The sequence below is a fragment of the Streptomyces sp. NPDC002680 genome (genome assembly GCF_042889145.1).
GTDB classification, from domain to species: domain Bacteria; phylum Actinomycetota; class Actinomycetes; order Streptomycetales; family Streptomycetaceae; genus Streptomyces; species Streptomyces adonidis.
Genome location: NZ_JBIAQP010000019.1, coordinates 63766 through 79840, shown reverse-complemented (window position 1 = coordinate 79840; position 16075 = coordinate 63766). Strand labels below are relative to the sequence as shown.

Here is a 16075-nt window from a genome sequence, read left to right as displayed (position 1 = left end):
TCCACATTGACCACCATTGACGGATCGCCGTCCATCATTGACGCCCATGCCGTTCCCGCCCTCCACGTTGACCACCTCACGGTCCGCTTCGCCGGCCTCCTCGCCCTCGACGACGTCACCTTCACGGTCAACCCCGGCACCGTGCACGCATTGATCGGCCCCAACGGCGCCGGCAAGTCCACCTGCTTCAACGTCCTGTCCGGGGTCTACCGGGCCACCTCCGGCAGCGTCCGCTTCGGCGAGCACGAGCTGACCGGCATGCCCCCGCACCGCATCGCCGCCCTCGGGGTCGCCCGGATCTTCCAGAACCTCGCCCTGCCGCCGCACGCCACCGTCGAGGACAGCCTGCTGCTCGGCCGCCACCGCCTCACCAGGACCGGCTTCGTCGCCGCCGGACTCCGGCTGCCGTCGGCGGCACGCGAGGAACGCCGGCACCGCGCGCGCGTGCGGGAGATCGCCGAGTTCGTCGGCCTGGAGGGGTACCTGGGGCGTCCCGCAGGCTCCCTGCCCTACGGGCTACAGAAACTCGCGGAACTCGCCCGAGCCCTGTGCATGGAGCCACGGCTGCTGCTTCTCGACGAACCGGTGGCCGGGATGACCGCCGACGAACGGCGCCGGGTCGCGGCCGTCATCGCCGGTGTCCGCGACAGCCTCGGCATCTCGATCGTCCTGGTGGAGCACGACATGGGGGTGGTGATGAGACTCGCGGACACCGTCACGGTGCTCGACTTCGGCCGACTGATCGCGGACGGCGCCCCGTCGGACGTACAGAACGACCCGGAGGTCGTACGGGCCTATCTCGGTGAGGAGGCCACCCCGTGAGCACCTTCGCCGAACTGCTCCTCAACGGCATCTCCATGGGCTCCGTCTACGCCCTCATCGCCCTCGGCTTCGTCGTGATCTTCCGGGCCACCGAGGTCGTCAACTTCGCGCACGCCTCGCTGCTGCTCGCGGGCGGCTATGTCACCGCGTCCCTCCACGACGACATCGGCTTCTGGCCCGCGCTCCTTGCGGGCATCGCCGGAGCCGCGCTCGTCGGCGCCGCCGTGGAGTTCCTCGTCATGCGCCGCTCCCGGGGCAACGACCACAGCGTGCTGGCCATCGTCACCATCGGCGTCGACATCCTGCTGACCACCGAACTCACCCGCCGCCTCGGTACGGACGTCCTCGCGCTCGGCGACCCCTGGGGCGACGCCGTCCTCACCCTCGGCCCGATCTCCCTCGCGCACACCAGGATCGCCGCCTTCGTCGCCGCCGCCCTCCTCATCACGGCCTTCCTGCTCGCCTTCCGCTACACCACCTGGGGCGTGGCGATGCGCGCGGCGGCCGAGAACAGCGAGACGGCCGCTCTCATGGGGGTCAGGCTGGGCCGGGTCTCGCTCGGTGCCTGGGCCGTCGCGGGCGGACTCGCGGCCGTCGCCGCCCTGTTCCTCACCGTCTTCCCGACCCCGGGCCTGGAACGGGCCACCTCCCTCGCCGCGCTCAAGGCCTTCCCGGCCGCCATCCTCGGCGGCCTCGACTCCACGACCGGCGCCCTAGTCGGCGGCCTGGTCGTCGGTGTCACCGAGTCCCTCGCCACCGGCTACCAGAGCGACCTGACCTTCATGGGCCGCGGCCTCGGCGACCTCGTGCCCTACCTGGTCATGGTCGCGATCCTGCTCGTCCGGCCCGCCGGGCTCTTCGGCACGAAGGAGCTCGCCCGTGTCTGACGTCCTCGCCGACACGGCCGCCAAGCCCCGGCGCACACTCCGACAGCCGCACGCGCGCACGTACGTGGCCGCCGCGGGCACTCTGCTGCTCCTCGCCCTTCCGTTCTACGTGGACCGCTTCTGGCTCCTGGCCGGGCTGTTCGCCATGGCCGCCGCGATCGGCGCCATTGGCATCAACCTCCTCACCGGCGCCACCGGGCAGCTCTCCATGGGCCACGCCTTCTTCCTCGCGGTCGGCGCCTACAGCTACTGCGTCTTCGCGGCGGAGGGCGGTGACGGCCTGACCGGACTCGGGCTGCCCACCTGGCTCGCGGCCGTCCTGGCCACCCTCGTCGCGGGCGTCGCGGGCGGCCTGTTCAGCCCGATCGCCGGACGCCTGCAAGGCCCCTACCTCGGTATCGCCACCATCGCCCTGATCTTCATCGGCCAGCACGTCCTGTTCAACGCCCGCGAGCTGACCGGCGGCTTCAACGGCCGTGACGTACCCCCGCTGAGCCTCTTCGGCCTCACCTTCGACGACAGCGAACTCCTCGTCGCGAACGTGCCGTTCGGCTCCGCCGAGAAGCTCTGGTACGCCGGACTCGTCCTCCTGCTCGGCTGCGCGCTGTTCGCCCGTGGCGTCCTGCGCGGACGGCCCGGGCGGGCCATGAACGCCATCCGCGACCACCGCATCGCCGCAGGCGTGATCGGCGTGCCCGTGGCCCGCTACCGCGCCGCCGTCTTCGTCCTGTCCTCCATGTACGCCGGGCTGGCGGGCGTACTGCTCGCCCTCGTCTTCCAGCGGACCGTGCCCGACTACTTCGGCATCACGCTGTCGCTGGAGTACCTCGCCATGATCGTCATCGGCGGGCTCGGCTCGGTCTCCGGGGCGGTGATCGGCGCGGCCTTCGTCTCGCTGCTGCCCCAGCTGCTGACCCGCTACAGCGACGCGCTGCCCCTGGTCTCCGCCCCGGGCACGGGCGGGATCGCACCGGGCGAGGCGTCCCGGTACCTGTACGGCGCCGCCGTGGTGGCGGTGGTGCTCTTCCTGCCGGGCGGCCTGGTCAGGGTGGCCGCCCGGCGCCGCGTCGGACGCACAACAGGGGAGGAACGATGACCACGAGATACGCGGCCCGAGCCGCCGCGGGCGCGCTCGCCGTGCTGCTCGCAGTGGCCGGGTGCAGCTCCAAGGCCAAGGACGACGACGGGGGCGACAAGGGCTCGGCCTCGGCGGGCGGCGTCAAGACCGACGTCGGCGTGTCCGCCAAGACGATCACGCTCGGCGCGCTCACCGACATGACCGGGGTCTACGCGACCCTCGGCAAGAGCGTCACCCAGGCCCAGCAGCTCTACGTGAAGCAGCTGAACGCCGCCGGAGGGGTCTGCGGGCGCCAGGTGACCCTCACCGTCCGCGACCACGGCTACGACCCGCAGAAGGCAGTCTCCGGCTACACGGAGCTGGAACCGGACGTGTTGGGGTTCGCCCAGTTCATCGGCTCGCCGTTCGTCGCGGCGGTGAAACAGCGTGTCGACGGCCAGGACAAGGTCCTCGTGCTGCCACAGGCGTGGGCCGCCTCGCTGCTCGGCAGCCCGTACATACGCGTGATCGGGTCAACGTACGACATTGAGACGATCAATGCGGTCGATTTCTTGATCAATGAGAAGGGGATCAAGAAGGGCGACAAGATCGGTCATGTCTACTTCGAGGGGGACTACGGCGAGAGCGCCCTGGTCGGCTCCAAGTACATGGCGGAGCAATCGGGGCTGACGGTCGTCGAGCAGAAGATCAAGCCGACCGACAACGACATGACCGCCCAGGTCGCCGCGCTGAAGCAGGCGGGCGTCAAGGCGATCGTGATCAGTGCGGGACCGCGCCAGGCCGCCTCGCTGGTGGGTGTGGCCGCGGCCGGTGGCTTCAATGTCCCCGTCATCGGCAACAACTCGGCCTTCGCCCCGCAGCTCCTGGCCACCCAGGCGGGCCCGGCCCTCTCCAAGAACTACTGGGTCGCCTCACCGTCCCTGCCCATCGGGGCGGACACCCCGGAGGCCAAGAAGCTGGTGGCCGACTACCAGGCCGCGTACCCGAGCGACTCGCTCGACAACGGTGTGGTGGCCGGCTGGACGGCGGTCTCCGTCTTCGGCGAGGCACTGAAGAAGGCCTGCGCGAGCAAGGACCTCACCCGCGAGGGTGTGGACAAGGCCCTGCTGACGATCAACGCGTTCGACGTCGGCTTCGGCAGCCCGCAGGACTTCAGCGACCCGAAATCGCCCTCCTCCAAGGAGAGCGTGATCCTCCAGCCCGACAAGAGCGTCACGGGCGGCATGAAGGTCGTACGGGAGTCCGAGGCGTCGTCCGTCGCGGAGGGCTACTCGCCGGCCGAGTGACCCCCGGGACGCCGTACGCACAACGCGGAGGGCCCCGAACCGTCATCCGGTTCGGGGCCCTCCGTACGAGCGTGTCGCTTACGGCAGCTGTGCCGCCCGTGCCTCGCGGCGGTTGCCGCGGAAGTTGTTCACGCGGCGGGCCGTGGCGAAGAGCGGGATCACCGCGCCCAGGACGAGCTGCAGGGCGCAGCCGGTCTGGAGGAGCAGCTGGCCGCCGGGGGCGTCGAAGGCCCAGGCCGCCAGGAGACCCATCGCGGCGACGATCCAGGAGAGCATCGCGACCGCGAGCGGACCCCGCGGCTTGGGGTACTCGACCCGGCTCACCATCAGCCAGGCGGTGCCGACGATGGCCATGAGCGTGGCCACGAACGGCAGCTCCAGGAGCACGATCGAGACGACCGTCAGGGCGCCGAAGGGACTCGGCATGCCCTGGAAGGTGCCGTCCTTCACCGTCACGCAGGAGAATCTCGCGAGCCTCAGCACGACCGCGAGCAGGACGACGATCGCACCGACCGCGGCCACCTTCTGGTACGCGTCGTCCGCGACCATGCCGTACACCAGGACGAAGTACGCCGGTGCCAGACCGAAGCTGATCAGGTCGGAGAGGTTGTCCAGCTCGGCGCCCATGGGGGAGGAGCGCAGCTTGCGGGCGACCAGACCGTCGAAGAGGTCGAAGACCGCCGCGCAGAGCATCAGGATCACCGCGGACGCCGCCGAGTGACGGGCCATGCCCGACTCGTCACTGCCGGTGAGGTGCGGGATCAGGATGCCGGTGGTGGTGAAGTACACCGCCATGAAGCCGCAGGTGGCGTTGCCGAGGGTGAGGGTGTCCGCTATTGAGAGGCGGAGAGAAAGGGGCATCTCCTCCTCGTCGTCACCCACCTCGTCGGCCTCCGGCACCCAGCCGGCCTGTGTCTCGGGATCAATCACGGTCAATGCGAGTCACCCCTGCCACCGTCTTCTGGCCGACCTCGACCGCGACCTCGACACCCTCGGGGAGGTAGATGTCGACGCGCGAGCCGAAGCGGATCAGGCCGATCCGGTCGCCCTGCTCGACCTTCGTGCCCTGCGGGACGTACGGGACGATGCGGCGAGCGACCGCACCGGCGATCTGGATCATCTCGATGTCACCGAGTTCGGTGTCGAAGTGCCAGACGACTCTCTCGTTGTTCTCGCTCTCCTTGTTGAACGCCGGAACGAACCCGCCGGGGATGTGCTCGACGGACGTCACCGTGCCGGAGAGGGGCGCGCGGTTGACGTGTACGTTGAGCGGGCTCATGAAGATCGCGACGCGGGTGCGGCCGTCCTTCCACGGCATGATGCTCTGCACCACGCCGTCGGCGGGAGAGATGACCCGGCCCTGGGTGATCTCGCGCTCGGGGTCACGGAAGAACCACAGCATGCCCGCCGCCAGCGCGGTGGCGGGTACGGCCACGGCCTTGGCGGCGCCGGACTTGCGCGCGCGTACCAGGCTGAGGGCTGCGGTGGCGACGGTCGGGAGGAGCCACGGCGATGCTCCGCGCGCCAGGCGTACGCCTGCCAGGCTGTCGCGAGGTGCAGAGGTTTGGCTGTGGGGCATGGATGACCTTCGTAGCGGATGATGCCGCGCTGTATCAGGGGACGGCGGCTTTCCGGCGATCGTAGCGGCTCACAGCCACAACTGGGTAAGCCAGGAAGCCGAGTCGGCGGCTGAAGAGTGCTGACGGGGTGTGATCTTCTTCTCGAAGAAAACACCCCGAACCGGACAATCAGCCCTGGAATTTGTACTCTTCGAGCAACCTGCGCCCGATGATCATTTTCTGGATCTCGGCGGTACCTTCGCCGATCAGCAGCATCGGAGCCTCGCGGTAGAGGCGCTCGATCTCGTACTCCTTGGAGAAGCCGTAGCCGCCGTGGATCCGGAAGGCGTCCTCCACGACCTCTTTGCAGTACTCGGAGGCGAGGTACTTCGCCATCCCTGCCTCAAGGTCGTTTCGTTCTCCCGAGTCCTTTTTGCGTGCCGCGTTCACCATCATCGCATGCGCGGCCTCGACCTTGGTAGCCATCTCGGCCAGCTTGAACTGGATCGCCTGGTGCTGGGCGATCGGTTTGCCGAAAGTGTGACGCTGCTGGGCATAGGAGACACCCAGCTCGAACGCACGCTGGGCGACCCCGCAACCACGTGCGGCCACATTGACGCGGCCCACCTCGACGCCGTCCATCATTTGGTAAAAACCCCGGCCGGTGGCGCCACCGAGTACGCGATCGGCCGGAATGCGCAGTCCGTCCATGATGAGTTCGGTCGTGTCGACGCCCTTGTAGCCCATCTTGTCGATCTTCCCCGGGATCGTGAGCCCGGGCCGGACCTCACCGAAGCCCGCCTCCTTCTCGACCAGGAAGGTGGTCATCGACTTGTGGGGCGCGGTCCCCTCCGGGTGTCCTTCGTCACTTCGGACGAGTACTGCGACCAGGTTGGACGTTCCGCCGTTCGTGAGCCACATCTTCTGGCCGTTGAGGACGTACTCGTCGCCGTCCTTGACCGCCTTGGAGGTGATCGCCGACACGTCCGAGCCGAGCCCCGGCTCCGACATCGAGAAGGCGCCGCGAATCTCGCCCAGAGCCATCTTCGGCAGGAAGTGGTCCTTCTGCTCCTGCGTGCCGTGCTGCTTGAGCATGTACGCCACGATGAAGTGCGTGTTGATGATCCCGGAGACCGACATCCAGCCGCGCGCGATCTCCTCGACGCACAGCGCGTACGTCAGGAGCGACTCGCCCAGACCGCCGTACTCCTCGGGGATCATCAGGCCGAACAGGCCCAACTCCTTGAGGCCGTCGACGATCTGCTGCGGATACTCGTCGCGGTGCTCCAGTTCGGTCGCGACCGGGATGATCTCCTTGTCCACGAAGTCCCGGACCGTGGACAGGATCTCCTGCTGGATGTCGGTCAGACCGGCGGTCTGGGCGAGTCGCGCCATGGCTACTTCTCCTGCTCCTTGAGCTGGGGCCGGCCGGGCTGTTCGCCGCCGCGCTCCTTGATGTACGTCTCGGTGGGCACCATCACCTTGCGGCGGAACACGCAGACCAGCGTGCCGTCCTGCTTGTAGCCCTTGGTCTCGACGTAGACGATCCCGCGGTCGTTCTTCGACCGGGACGGCGTCTTGTCGAGGACCGTCGTCTCGCCGTAGATCGTGTCGCCGTGGAAGGTCGGCGCCACGTGCTTCAGCGACTCGATCTCCAGGTTCGCGATCGCCTTGCCCGACACGTCCGGCACGGACATGCCCAGGAGCAGGGAGTAGATGTAGTTGCCGACCACGACGTTCTTGCCGAAATCCGTGGTGTTCTCGGCGTAGTTGGCGTCCATGTGGAGCGGGTGGTGGTTCATCGTCAGGAGACAGAAGAGGTGGTCGTCGTACTCCGTGACGGTCTTTCCGGGCCAGTGCTTGTAGACCGCGCCGACCTCGAACTCCTCGTAGGTGCGTCCGAACTGCATGGTGCTCAGGGCTCCTTAACCGAGGGGGGCTTCGAACTTGGACGTGCGCTCCATGCCGGCCGCCCGGCCCTTGCCCGAGATGACCAGCGCCATCTTGCGGCTGGCCTCGTCGATCATCTCGTCGCCGAGCATCGCCGAGCCCTTCTTGCCGCCCGCCTCGGACGTGTAGAAGTCGTAGGCGTCCAGGATCAGTTCGGCGTGGTCGAAGTCCTCCTGCGAGGGCGAGAAGATCTCGTTGGACGCCTCGACCTGGCCCGGGTGCAGCACCCACTTGCCGTCGAAGCCGAGCGCGGCGGCGCGCTGCGCGACCTCGCGGTAGCCGTCGATGTTGCGGATCTGGAGGTAGGGGCCGTCGATCGCCTGGAGGTTGTTGGCGCGGGCCGCCATCAGGATCTTCATCAGGATGTAGTGGTAGGCGTCCGCCGGGTAGCCGGGCGGCTGCTCGCCCACGACCAGCGACTTCATGTTGATCGACGCCATGAAGTCGGCCGGGCCGAAGATGATCGTCTCGACACGCTGGGAGGCCGTCGCGATCTCGTTGACGTTGTTGAGGCCCTGCGCGTTCTCGATCTGCGCCTCGATGCCGATCTTGCCGACCTCGAAGCCCATCGTCTTCTCGATCTGCGTCAGCAGCAGGTCCAGGGCGACGACCTGCTGGGCGGTCTGCACCTTCGGCAGCATGATGCAGTCGAGGTTCTGGCCGGCCCCCTCGACGACCGTGACGACATCGCGGTACGTCCACTCCGTCGTCCAGTCGTTGACGCGCACGACCCTCGTCTTGCCCGTCCAGTCGCCCTCGTTGAGGAACTTGACGATGGTGTGCCGCGCCTCGGGCTTGGCGAGCGGCGCGCACGCGTCCTCCAGGTCCAGGAAGACCTGGTCGGCCGGCAGCCCCTGGGCCTTCTCCAGGAAGCGGGGGTTGCTCCCGGGGACCGCGAGACAGGAACGCCGGGGGCGCAGACGGTTGACGGGCGTGGTCATGCGGGGACCTCCAGGGGGTCGAGCTTGTTCGCTTTCCGGATCTCGTCGACGATGCGGCCGATGATTCCGGTGATGTCGAAGTCCTTCGGGGTGAAGACCGCGGCCACGCCCGCAGCCCTCAGCTGTTCGGCGTCACCATTGGGGATGATCCCACCGGCGATGACGGGTATATCTGTGGCACCGGCCACACGGAGCCGTTCCAGTACGTCCGGCACCAGCTGCGCGTGCGATCCGGACAGGATCGACAGGCCGACCGCGTGCACGTCCTCTTCGAGGGCCGCGTCCACGATCTGCTCCGGGGTGAGCCGGATGCCCTGGTACACCACCTCGAAGCCGGCGTCACGCGCGCGTACGGCGATCTGCTCGGCCCCGTTGGAGTGCCCGTCCAGACCCGGCTTGCCCACGAGGAAGCGGAGATTGCCGACGCCCATCTCCTGCGCCGTGGCCTCCACCCTGCGGCGCACCAGCGCCATCGCGGTGCCCTCCCCGGCGGTCACCGCGACCGGCGCGGACGAGACCCCGGTCGGCGCCCGGAACTCCCCGAACACCTCCCGCAGGGCCCCGGCCCACTCACCGGTCGTGACCCCGGCGCGGGCGCACTCCAGGGTGGCCTCCATGAGGTTGTCGGTGCCCTTCGCGGCCTCCTTCAGCCGCTCCAGCGCCTTGCACGGGCGTGGGTGGTTGAAGGGCGGCTGGTAGCGCGTGTCGCGCCAGCCCTGGAGTGCCGAGGTCACCCGGGCCTCGACGGCCGGATCGACGGTCTGGATCGCCGCGTCGAGGTCCGCCGTGAGCGGGTTCGGCTCGGTCGACTCGAAGATGTTGACGCCCACGATCTTCTCCTGACCCGACTCGATACGGGCCCGGCGCTCGGCGTGGGACGCCACGAGCTGCGACTTCAGATAGCCCGACTCGACGGCGGCCATCGCGCCGCCCATCTCCTCGATGCGGCCGATCTCGGCGAGCGACTCCTCGACCAGCTCGGCCACCTTCGCCTCGACCACATGAGATCCCGCGAAGATGTCCTCGTACTCCAGCAGATCGCTCTCGTAGGCGAGCACCTGCTGCATCCGCAGCGACCACTGCTGGTCCCAGGGCCGGGGGAGCCCCAGCGCCTCGTTCCAGGCCGGAAGCTGTACGGCACGCGCGCGTGCGTCCTTCGACAGCGTCACCGCCAGCATCTCCAGCACGATCCGCTGGACGTTGTTCTCCGGCTGCGCCTCGGTCAGCCCGAGGGAGTTGACCTGGACGCCGTAGCGGAAACGGCGCTGCTTGGGGTTCTCGATGCCGTACCGCTCGCGCGTGACCTGGTCCCAGATCCGCCCGAACGCCCGCAGCTTGCACATCTCCTCGATGAACCGGACACCCGCGTTCACGAAGAAGGAGATCCGGGCGACGACATCACCGAACTTCTCGGGCGGCACCTGCCCCGAATCCCGTACGGCGTCCAGGACCGCGATGGCCGTCGACATCGCGTACGCGATCTCCTGGACCGGGGTCGCCCCCGCCTCCTGGAGGTGATAGCTGCATATGTTGATCGGGTTCCACTTGGGGATGTGGTTGACCGTGTAGCAGATCATGTCCGTCGTCAGCCGGAGCGAGGGTCCCGGCGGGAACACGTGGGTCCCCCGGGACAGGTACTCCTTGACGATGTCGTTCTGGGTCGTCCCCTGGAGCGTGGTGATGTCGACACCCTGCTCCTCGGCGACGACCTGGTAGAGCGCCAGCAGCCACATGGCGGTGGCGTTGATCGTCATCGAGGTGTTCATCTGGTCCAGGGGGATGTCCTGGAACAGCCGGCGCATGTCACCGAGGTGCGAGACGGGCACGCCGACCCGGCCGACCTCGCCGCGGGCGAGGATGTGGTCGGGGTCGTACCCGGTCTGGGTCGGCAGGTCGAAGGCCACCGACAGACCTGTCTGGCCCTTGGCGAGGTTGCGCCGGTACAGCTCGTTGGACGCCTCGGCCGTGGAGTGACCGGCGTACGTGCGCATGAGCCACGGCCGGTCCTTCTGACGCTCGCTCATTTACGCCTCTCAGATGTTCCGGAAGCGGTTGATGGCGTCGATGTGCTGGGCGCGCTTCTCCGCGTCGCGCACACCGAGGCCTTCCTCGGGGGCCAGGCACAGGACGCCGACCTTGCCCTGGTGGAGGTTGCGGTGGACGTCGTAGGCGGCCTGCCCGGTCTCCTCCAGGGCGTACACCTTGGAGAGCGTCGGGTGGATCTTGCCCTTGGCGACCAGGCGGTTGGCCTCCCAGGCCTCGCGGTAGTTGGCGAAGTGGGAGCCGATGATGCGCTTGAGGGACATCCACAGGTAGCGGTTGTCGTACTCGTGGTTGAAGCCCGAGGTCGAGGCGCAGGTGACGATCGTGCCGCCCTTGCGGGTGACGTAGACCGACGCGCCGAAGGTCTCGCGGCCGGGGTGCTCGAAGACGATGTCGACGTCCTCGCCGCCGGTCAGCTCACGGATGCGCTTGCCGAAGCGCTTCCACTCGCGCGGGTCCTGGTTGTGCTCGTCCGCCCAGAACTTGTAGCCCTCGGCGTTGCGGTCGATGATCGCCTCGGCGCCCATCTTCCGGCAGATGTCCGCCTTCTGTTCGCTGGAGACGACACAGATGGGGTTGGCGCCGCCGGCCAGCGCGAACTGCGTGGCGTACGAGCCGAGGCCGCCGCTCGCGCCCCAGATGAGGACGTTGTCGCCCTGCTTCATCCCGGCGCCGTTGCGCGACACCAGCTGGCGGTACGCGGTGGAGTTGACCAGACCGGGTGCGGCGGCCTCCTCCCACGACAGGTGGTCCGGCTTGGGCATCAGCTGGTTGGACTTGACGAGGGCGATCTCGGCTAGGCCGCCGAAGTTCGTCTCGAAGCCCCAGATGCGCTGCTCGGGGTCGAGCATCGTGTCGTTGTGCCCGTCGGAGGACTCCAGCTCGACGCTCAGGCAGTGCGCGACGACCTCGTCGCCGGGCTTCCAGGAGTTGACGCCGGGACCGGTGCGCAGGACGACGCCCGCGAGGTCGGAACCGATGACGTGGTACGGCAGGTCGTGCCGCTTGGTCAGCTCGCTGAGCCTGCCGTAGCGCTCCAGGAAGCCGAAGGTGGACAGCGGCTCGAATATCGACGTCCACACCGAGTTGTAGTTGACACTCGATGCCATGACGGCCACCAGGGCCTCGCCCGGGCCGAGTTCCGGCACCGGGACGTCGTCCAGGTGGATCGACTTACGGGGGTCCTTGTCGCGGGTTTCGAGGCCCGCGAACATGTCCGTCTCGTCCTTGTGCACGGTGATCGCACGGTACGACTCGGGAAGCTGAATGGCGGCGAAGTCGGCCGGAGTCGAGTCCGGCGACTGGATCGCGTCCAGGATGTCCTTCACGGTCACGGTGTTGCCTCCGGCGAATGGCGTCTTGAGGGAAGACGCTGAGGGTTACGTCGGTGCTGCTGAGGGTTGGGGTGAGACGTGCCGTCGGTTCGGCGGTGGTGTTTCCGGCAGCGCGTGGTGGCGCGGGAGGTTGCCTGTGACGCAGGCGTCCGGGCGCGCAAGCACGTGGTTTGCGGGGACAGCCGGCGTACGAATGGTCTCTGCACGCCGGCCGCCCGGACACCTTCAAGGTATGGCACCCCGTGTCAGGTAGCAAGGCACTGGGTGCCAGAAAGTGGCCTCAAATGAAATCTTTACGTAACAAATGAGCGATGATCGATCAACGGCTACTGGAGAGTAGGCCTCGCGGGGCATAGCAGCGGGACGCGGAAGAGGCGGGCCGCAGCTCCTGCGGCCCGCCTCTTCCGTCCTGCGGTTTCTCTACGACCGTTCCTTCAGCGCCTGTTCGATCGTCCGCATCACCTCGTCGAGCGGCGCGTCGGTCCGCGCGACCGCGACCAGCACCTCGCCCTGCGAGGTCACCGAGGCCGGCGTCGTCCGGGGCGCGGTGTCACGCCCGGCGCCGATGCCCGTACCGAAGGTCTTCCGTACGATCCCGAAGGCGTGGTCGAGCTGGCTCTCGACGTCGCCCTGGCCGCCCGCGCGCAGCCAGCGCCGCAGGACGTGGTTGTGGGCGGTGACCACGGCCGATGCGGCGACCTCGGCCAGCAGCGGGTCGTCGTTCGCGTCGTCGTCGTGGGCGTGCTCGTCGAAGTGGCCCAGGAGATAGCGGGTGAAGAGGCGTTCGTAGCGGGCCACCGACGCGATCTCCGCCTCGCGCAGGGTGGGGACCTCGCGGGTCAGCTTGTAGCGGGCGACCGAGATCTCCGGCCGGGCCGCGTACATCTTCATGACTTCCTTGATGCCGCGGCACACGGTGTCAAGGGGGTGCTCGTGTGCGGGTGCCGCGTTGAGCACCGCCTCGGCCCGGATCAACGTGTCGTCGTGGTCCGGGAAGATCGCCTCTTCCTTGGAGCGGAAGTGCCGGAAGAAGGTACGGCGGGCCACGCCGGCCCGGGCCGCGATCTCGTCGACGGTGGTGCCTTCGTAGCCCTTGGTCGAGAACAGCTCCATCGCCGCGGCCGCCAGCTCTCGGCGCATCTTGAGCCGCTGGGCGGCGGCACGGCTGCCCGCGGCGCTTTCCGGTGCGTCGGGAGTGGCTGTGGTACGGGAGGACTTGGCGGCCTGGGACATGACCCGAACGTACTGCATGTGTGCAGGGTGGCGCGCACGTCCCGGGCCACCCCCGCTCTGTACGGGCGGGGGTGCCGAGGCCGGGTCGAGCAGTCCGCCCCAGTCCTCGTCGTGCCCGAAGGCGGGTTCGAAGCCGGGCCCGAGGACACGGCCTGGGCCGTGTCCGGGGTCCTGTCCGAACCGGTCGCCCTCCCCGTCAGCGGCGGGCATATTCGCGGAAGCCGCGGCCCGTCTTGCGGCCGAGGCAGCCCGCGGCCACCAGGTGCTCCAGGAGCGGTGCGGGGGCCAGGCCAGGGTCCCGGAACTCGCGGTGCAGGACCTTCTCGATGGCCAGGGAGACATCCAGCCCGACCACGTCCAGCAGCTCGAACGGGCCCATCGGGTAGCCGCCGCCCAGCTTCATCGCCGCGTCAATGTCGTCAAGAGATGCATAGTGCTCCTGCACCATCTTGATCGCGTTGTTGAGATACGGGAAAAGCAATGCGTTGACGATGAATCCAGCTCGGTCACCACAGTCCACCGCATGCTTCTTGATCTTGACGCAGACCTCGCGAACCGTTGAGTGGACGTCGTCGGCCGTCAACACCGTACGGACGACCTCGACCAGCTTCATCGCCGGCGCCGGGTTGAAGAAGTGCATGCCGATCACGTCCTGCGGACGCGAGGTGGCACGGGCGCACGCGACGACGGGCAGCGAGGAGGTGGTGGTGGCCAGCACCGCGCCCGGCTTGCAGACCTTGTCCAGCGTCGCGAACAGCTGCCGCTTGATCTCCAGGTCCTCGGCGACGGCCTCGACGGCCAGATCGACGTCCGCGAAGGCGTCGTAGGAGCCCGCCGCGGTGATCCGGTCGAGGGTCTGCGCGGCGGCCTCGGCGGTCAGCCGGCCCTTGTCGACGGAGCGCGCCAGGGACTTGCCGATCCTGGCCTTGGCGATCTGCGACTTCTCCTCGCTGCGGGCGGCGAGGACCACCTCGTACCCGGCCTTGGCGAAGACCTCCGCGATGCCCGAGGCCATGGTCCCGGAGCCGGCGACACCGACGGAGCGGACCGTGCGGCCGGGCGTCTCGGAAGCGCCGGAGAGCGGGGTCAGCGCGTCCGCCACGACCGTCGCGCTGCCGGGCGCCTCGTACGAGTAGAAGCCGCGCCCCGACTTACGGCCCGTCAGGCCCGCCTCGCTGAGCTGCTTGAGGACGGGCGCCGGGGCGTGCAGCCGGTCGCGGGACTCGGAGTACATGGCCTCCAGGACCGTACGGGCCGTGTCGATGCCGATCAGGTCGAGCAGGGCGAGCGGGCCCATCGGCAGACCGCAGCCGAGCCGCATCGCCGCGTCGATGTCCTCCCGGGAGGCGTACTTCGCCTCGTACATCGCGGCGGCCTGGTTGAGATAGCCGAACAGCAGCCCGTCGGCGACGAATCCGGGGCGGTCGCCGACCGCGACGGGCTCCTTGCCCAGCTCGATCGCCAAATCGGTGACCGCGGCGACGGCCTGCGGCGCCGTCAGCACCGACGAGACCACCTCGACCAGCTTCATCGCCGGCGCCGGGTTGAAGAAGTGCAGGCCCAGGACGCGCTCGGGCCGCGCCGAGTCGGCCGCGAGACGGGTCACGGAGAGGGCGTTGGTGCCGGTCGCGAGGATCGTCTCGGGGCGCACGATGTCGTCGAGGGCGCGGAAGATCTGGTGCTTGATCTCGTACGACTCCGGGGCCACCTCGATGACCAGGTCGGCGTCGGCCGCCGCGCGCAGATCGGTGGAGGTGCGGAAGCGGGCGAGGAGGTCCGCGCGCTCCTGTTCGGTGAGCCGGCCGCGCACCACGGCACGGGCGGTCGAGGACTCCAGGGCGGCGACGGCCTTCACGGTCGTGGCCTCGCTGATGTCGATGCCGACGACCTCGCGGCCGGCCCGGGTGAGGATCTCGGTGATGCCGGTGCCCATCGTGCCGAGGCCGACCACGGCGACGGTCATGAGCGCGGACGGAGAGGTGTGGGACAGGGGAGTGGCCATCGCGGGACTCCAGGAATGAGGGTGGTGACGACTGGGAGCACGACGGGTGCGCCGAGGGGCGCACCGGGTGCGAGAAGGAGTGCGGGTGTTGCCGGGCCGCGAGCGCACACGCCCGGAGAAGGGTGGATCCGACGGCCCCTGTCCCAAGGCCGTGCCGTACTGCGGTACTTGACGTACCGAACCGACCAGCACTCACGACGGCTGCGTCACCAGGCCGTCGTAAGCAATCATGCGAGTGGGTAACTCGCTCGTCTGAGCTTAACCGGTGGGTAACGAGCGCGCCAGCCCCCGAATTTGTGATGTACGTCCCGAGATCCTGCCCACGCGGCCCTGTTGCCGCACCTAACCTCGGTTTCATGGACGAAGAGTTGCGATCACTCACGGAGCGCTTACGGGCCGAGGCCGGGGCAGGTGCCTCGAAGGAGTACGAGGACCTGGCGGCGACCGGGGACCCGGACGCGCTGGCCGATGTCCTCACCGCACCGGGGCAGCCGCTGTGGGCAAGGGAGTTGGCCGCCTTCCGGCTCGGGCTCGTGGGGGACCGGCGTGCCTTCGAGGCCCTCGTCCTCCTCCTCAACCACCGTGACCCGCAGCGCTGTGCCTCCGCCGCGTACGCCCTGGCCCGCCTCGGCGACCCGCGTACGGCCCGTGCGGCGGCGGCCCTCGCGACCAACGAGCTGCGTGTCGCCTACGCCCTGCACCCGGTCCGCCTGCTGGCCGAGCTGCACGCACCCGAGTCCGTGCCCGCGCTGATCACCACACTGGCCCGCCGGCTGAAACCGCACGACCCCTACCGTCGGGTGGCGCTCGCCTGTGTGGAGGGGCTGGGCACGCTGGGGGACCGGCGCGCGGCCCCGGTCCTGAACGAGGCCCTCGCGCACCCGGCCCTCGCGGAGGCGGCGGTGCACGCGCTGGCGCGCATCCCCAAGCAGCGGTGAGC

Annotated in this window: 14 protein-coding genes; 5 read left to right on the top strand and 9 right to left on the bottom strand. The window is 68.8% G+C overall.

What is annotated here, in order from left to right; all coding sequences use genetic code 11:
- Nucleotides 1-15: 15 nt before the first annotated feature.
- Genes ACFYXF_RS39250 through ACFYXF_RS39235 form a run of 4 tightly spaced genes read left to right on the top strand, consistent with a single transcriptional unit; the run spans nt 16 to nt 4073 of the window.
- Entirely contained in the window at nt 16-822 is an 807-nt protein-coding gene (locus ACFYXF_RS39250) for an ABC transporter ATP-binding protein (protein ID WP_389357014.1), read from the top strand.
- On the top strand, nt 819-1709 hold the full coding sequence (locus tag ACFYXF_RS39245; protein WP_389356774.1) for a branched-chain amino acid ABC transporter permease: 891 nt from the start codon (nt 819-821) through the stop codon (nt 1707-1709). Before ACFYXF_RS39250 ends, ACFYXF_RS39245 begins: the two co-directional genes overlap by 4 nt.
- The gene (locus ACFYXF_RS39240; RefSeq protein ID WP_389356773.1) at nt 1702-2805 is read left to right on the top strand and encodes a branched-chain amino acid ABC transporter permease; all 1104 of its coding nucleotides are present in this window, start codon (nt 1702-1704) and stop codon (nt 2803-2805) included. The genes ACFYXF_RS39245 and ACFYXF_RS39240 overlap by 8 nt, the downstream gene beginning before the upstream one ends.
- Nucleotides 2802-4073, top strand: a complete 1272-nt coding sequence (locus ACFYXF_RS39235; RefSeq protein ID WP_389356772.1) for an ABC transporter substrate-binding protein — start codon at nt 2802-2804, stop codon at nt 4071-4073. The genes ACFYXF_RS39240 and ACFYXF_RS39235 overlap by 4 nt, the downstream gene beginning before the upstream one ends.
- 78 nt (nt 4074-4151) lie before the next feature.
- Here the strand turns inward: ACFYXF_RS39235 and pssA are convergent, their stop codons facing one another.
- From pssA to ACFYXF_RS39190, 9 genes are all read right to left on the bottom strand, one after another.
- Nucleotides 4152-4973: a CDP-diacylglycerol--serine O-phosphatidyltransferase gene (gene pssA / locus ACFYXF_RS39230; RefSeq protein WP_389357012.1), complete on the bottom strand. Its 822-nt coding sequence runs from the start codon at nt 4971-4973 to the stop codon at nt 4152-4154.
- A 22-nt stretch (nt 4974-4995) separates the two neighbouring features.
- A complete protein-coding gene (locus ACFYXF_RS39225; protein ID WP_053747193.1) occupies nt 4996-5652 on the bottom strand; it encodes a phosphatidylserine decarboxylase in 657 nt (218 codons plus the stop codon).
- A 169-nt stretch (nt 5653-5821) separates the two neighbouring features.
- Nucleotides 5822-7027 carry an acyl-CoA dehydrogenase family protein gene (locus tag ACFYXF_RS39220; RefSeq protein WP_389356771.1) on the bottom strand — a complete coding sequence of 402 codons (1206 nt, stop codon included), beginning with the start codon at nt 7025-7027 and terminating at the stop codon, nt 5822-5824.
- Nucleotides 7028-7029: 2 nt separating this feature from the next.
- The gene (locus ACFYXF_RS39215) at nt 7030-7542 is read right to left on the bottom strand and encodes a MaoC family dehydratase (RefSeq protein ID WP_383950957.1); all 513 of its coding nucleotides are present in this window, start codon (nt 7540-7542) and stop codon (nt 7030-7032) included.
- Between the two features lie 15 nt (nt 7543-7557).
- The gene (locus ACFYXF_RS39210; RefSeq protein ID WP_369031318.1) at nt 7558-8523 is read right to left on the bottom strand and encodes a CoA ester lyase; all 966 of its coding nucleotides are present in this window, start codon (nt 8521-8523) and stop codon (nt 7558-7560) included.
- Nucleotides 8520-10547, bottom strand: a complete 2028-nt coding sequence (locus ACFYXF_RS39205; protein WP_389356770.1) for a protein meaA — start codon at nt 10545-10547, stop codon at nt 8520-8522. The genes ACFYXF_RS39210 and ACFYXF_RS39205 overlap by 4 nt, the downstream gene beginning before the upstream one ends.
- Before the next feature lie 9 nt (nt 10548-10556).
- Nucleotides 10557-11894, bottom strand: a complete 1338-nt coding sequence (gene ccrA / locus ACFYXF_RS39200; protein ID WP_389357010.1) for a crotonyl-CoA carboxylase/reductase — start codon at nt 11892-11894, stop codon at nt 10557-10559.
- Between the two features lie 426 nt (nt 11895-12320).
- The gene (locus ACFYXF_RS39195; RefSeq protein ID WP_389357008.1) at nt 12321-13133 is read right to left on the bottom strand and encodes a TetR family transcriptional regulator; all 813 of its coding nucleotides are present in this window, start codon (nt 13131-13133) and stop codon (nt 12321-12323) included.
- Between the two features lie 196 nt (nt 13134-13329).
- Complete coding sequence (locus ACFYXF_RS39190) at nt 13330-15135, bottom strand: 3-hydroxyacyl-CoA dehydrogenase family protein (RefSeq protein ID WP_389356769.1); 1806 nt, start codon at nt 15133-15135, stop codon at nt 13330-13332.
- 356 nt (nt 15136-15491) lie between these two features.
- Between ACFYXF_RS39190 and ACFYXF_RS39185 the strand changes: the two genes are divergently transcribed.
- The gene (locus tag ACFYXF_RS39185; RefSeq protein ID WP_389356768.1) at nt 15492-16073 is read left to right on the top strand and encodes an adenylosuccinate lyase; all 582 of its coding nucleotides are present in this window, start codon (nt 15492-15494) and stop codon (nt 16071-16073) included.
- The last annotated feature ends 2 nt before the right edge of the window (nt 16074-16075 follow it).

What these genes read in the sequence shown, in the direction of transcription:
- ACFYXF_RS39215 (WP_383950957.1), bottom strand. Translation starts at nt 7,542, where the DNA reads ATGCAGTTCGGACGCACCTACGAGGAGTTCGAGGTCGGCGCGGTCTAC.
- ACFYXF_RS39235 (WP_389356772.1), top strand. Translation starts at nt 2,802, where the DNA reads ATGACCACGAGATACGCGGCCCGAGCCGCCGCGGGCGCGCTCGCCGTG.
- ACFYXF_RS39210 (WP_369031318.1), bottom strand. Translation starts at nt 8,523, where the DNA reads ATGACCACGCCCGTCAACCGTCTGCGCCCCCGGCGTTCCTGTCTCGCG.
- ACFYXF_RS39195 (WP_389357008.1), bottom strand. Translation starts at nt 13,133, where the DNA reads ATGTCCCAGGCCGCCAAGTCCTCCCGTACCACAGCCACTCCCGACGCA.
- ACFYXF_RS39220 (WP_389356771.1), bottom strand. Translation starts at nt 7,027, where the DNA reads ATGGCGCGACTCGCCCAGACCGCCGGTCTGACCGACATCCAGCAGGAG.
- ACFYXF_RS39205 (WP_389356770.1), bottom strand. Translation starts at nt 10,547, where the DNA reads ATGAGCGAGCGTCAGAAGGACCGGCCGTGGCTCATGCGCACGTACGCC.
- ACFYXF_RS39190 (WP_389356769.1), bottom strand. Translation starts at nt 15,135, where the DNA reads ATGGCCACTCCCCTGTCCCACACCTCTCCGTCCGCGCTCATGACCGTC.
- ACFYXF_RS39225 (WP_053747193.1), bottom strand. Translation starts at nt 5,652, where the DNA reads ATGCCCCACAGCCAAACCTCTGCACCTCGCGACAGCCTGGCAGGCGTA.
- ACFYXF_RS39185 (WP_389356768.1), top strand. Translation starts at nt 15,492, where the DNA reads ATGGACGAAGAGTTGCGATCACTCACGGAGCGCTTACGGGCCGAGGCC.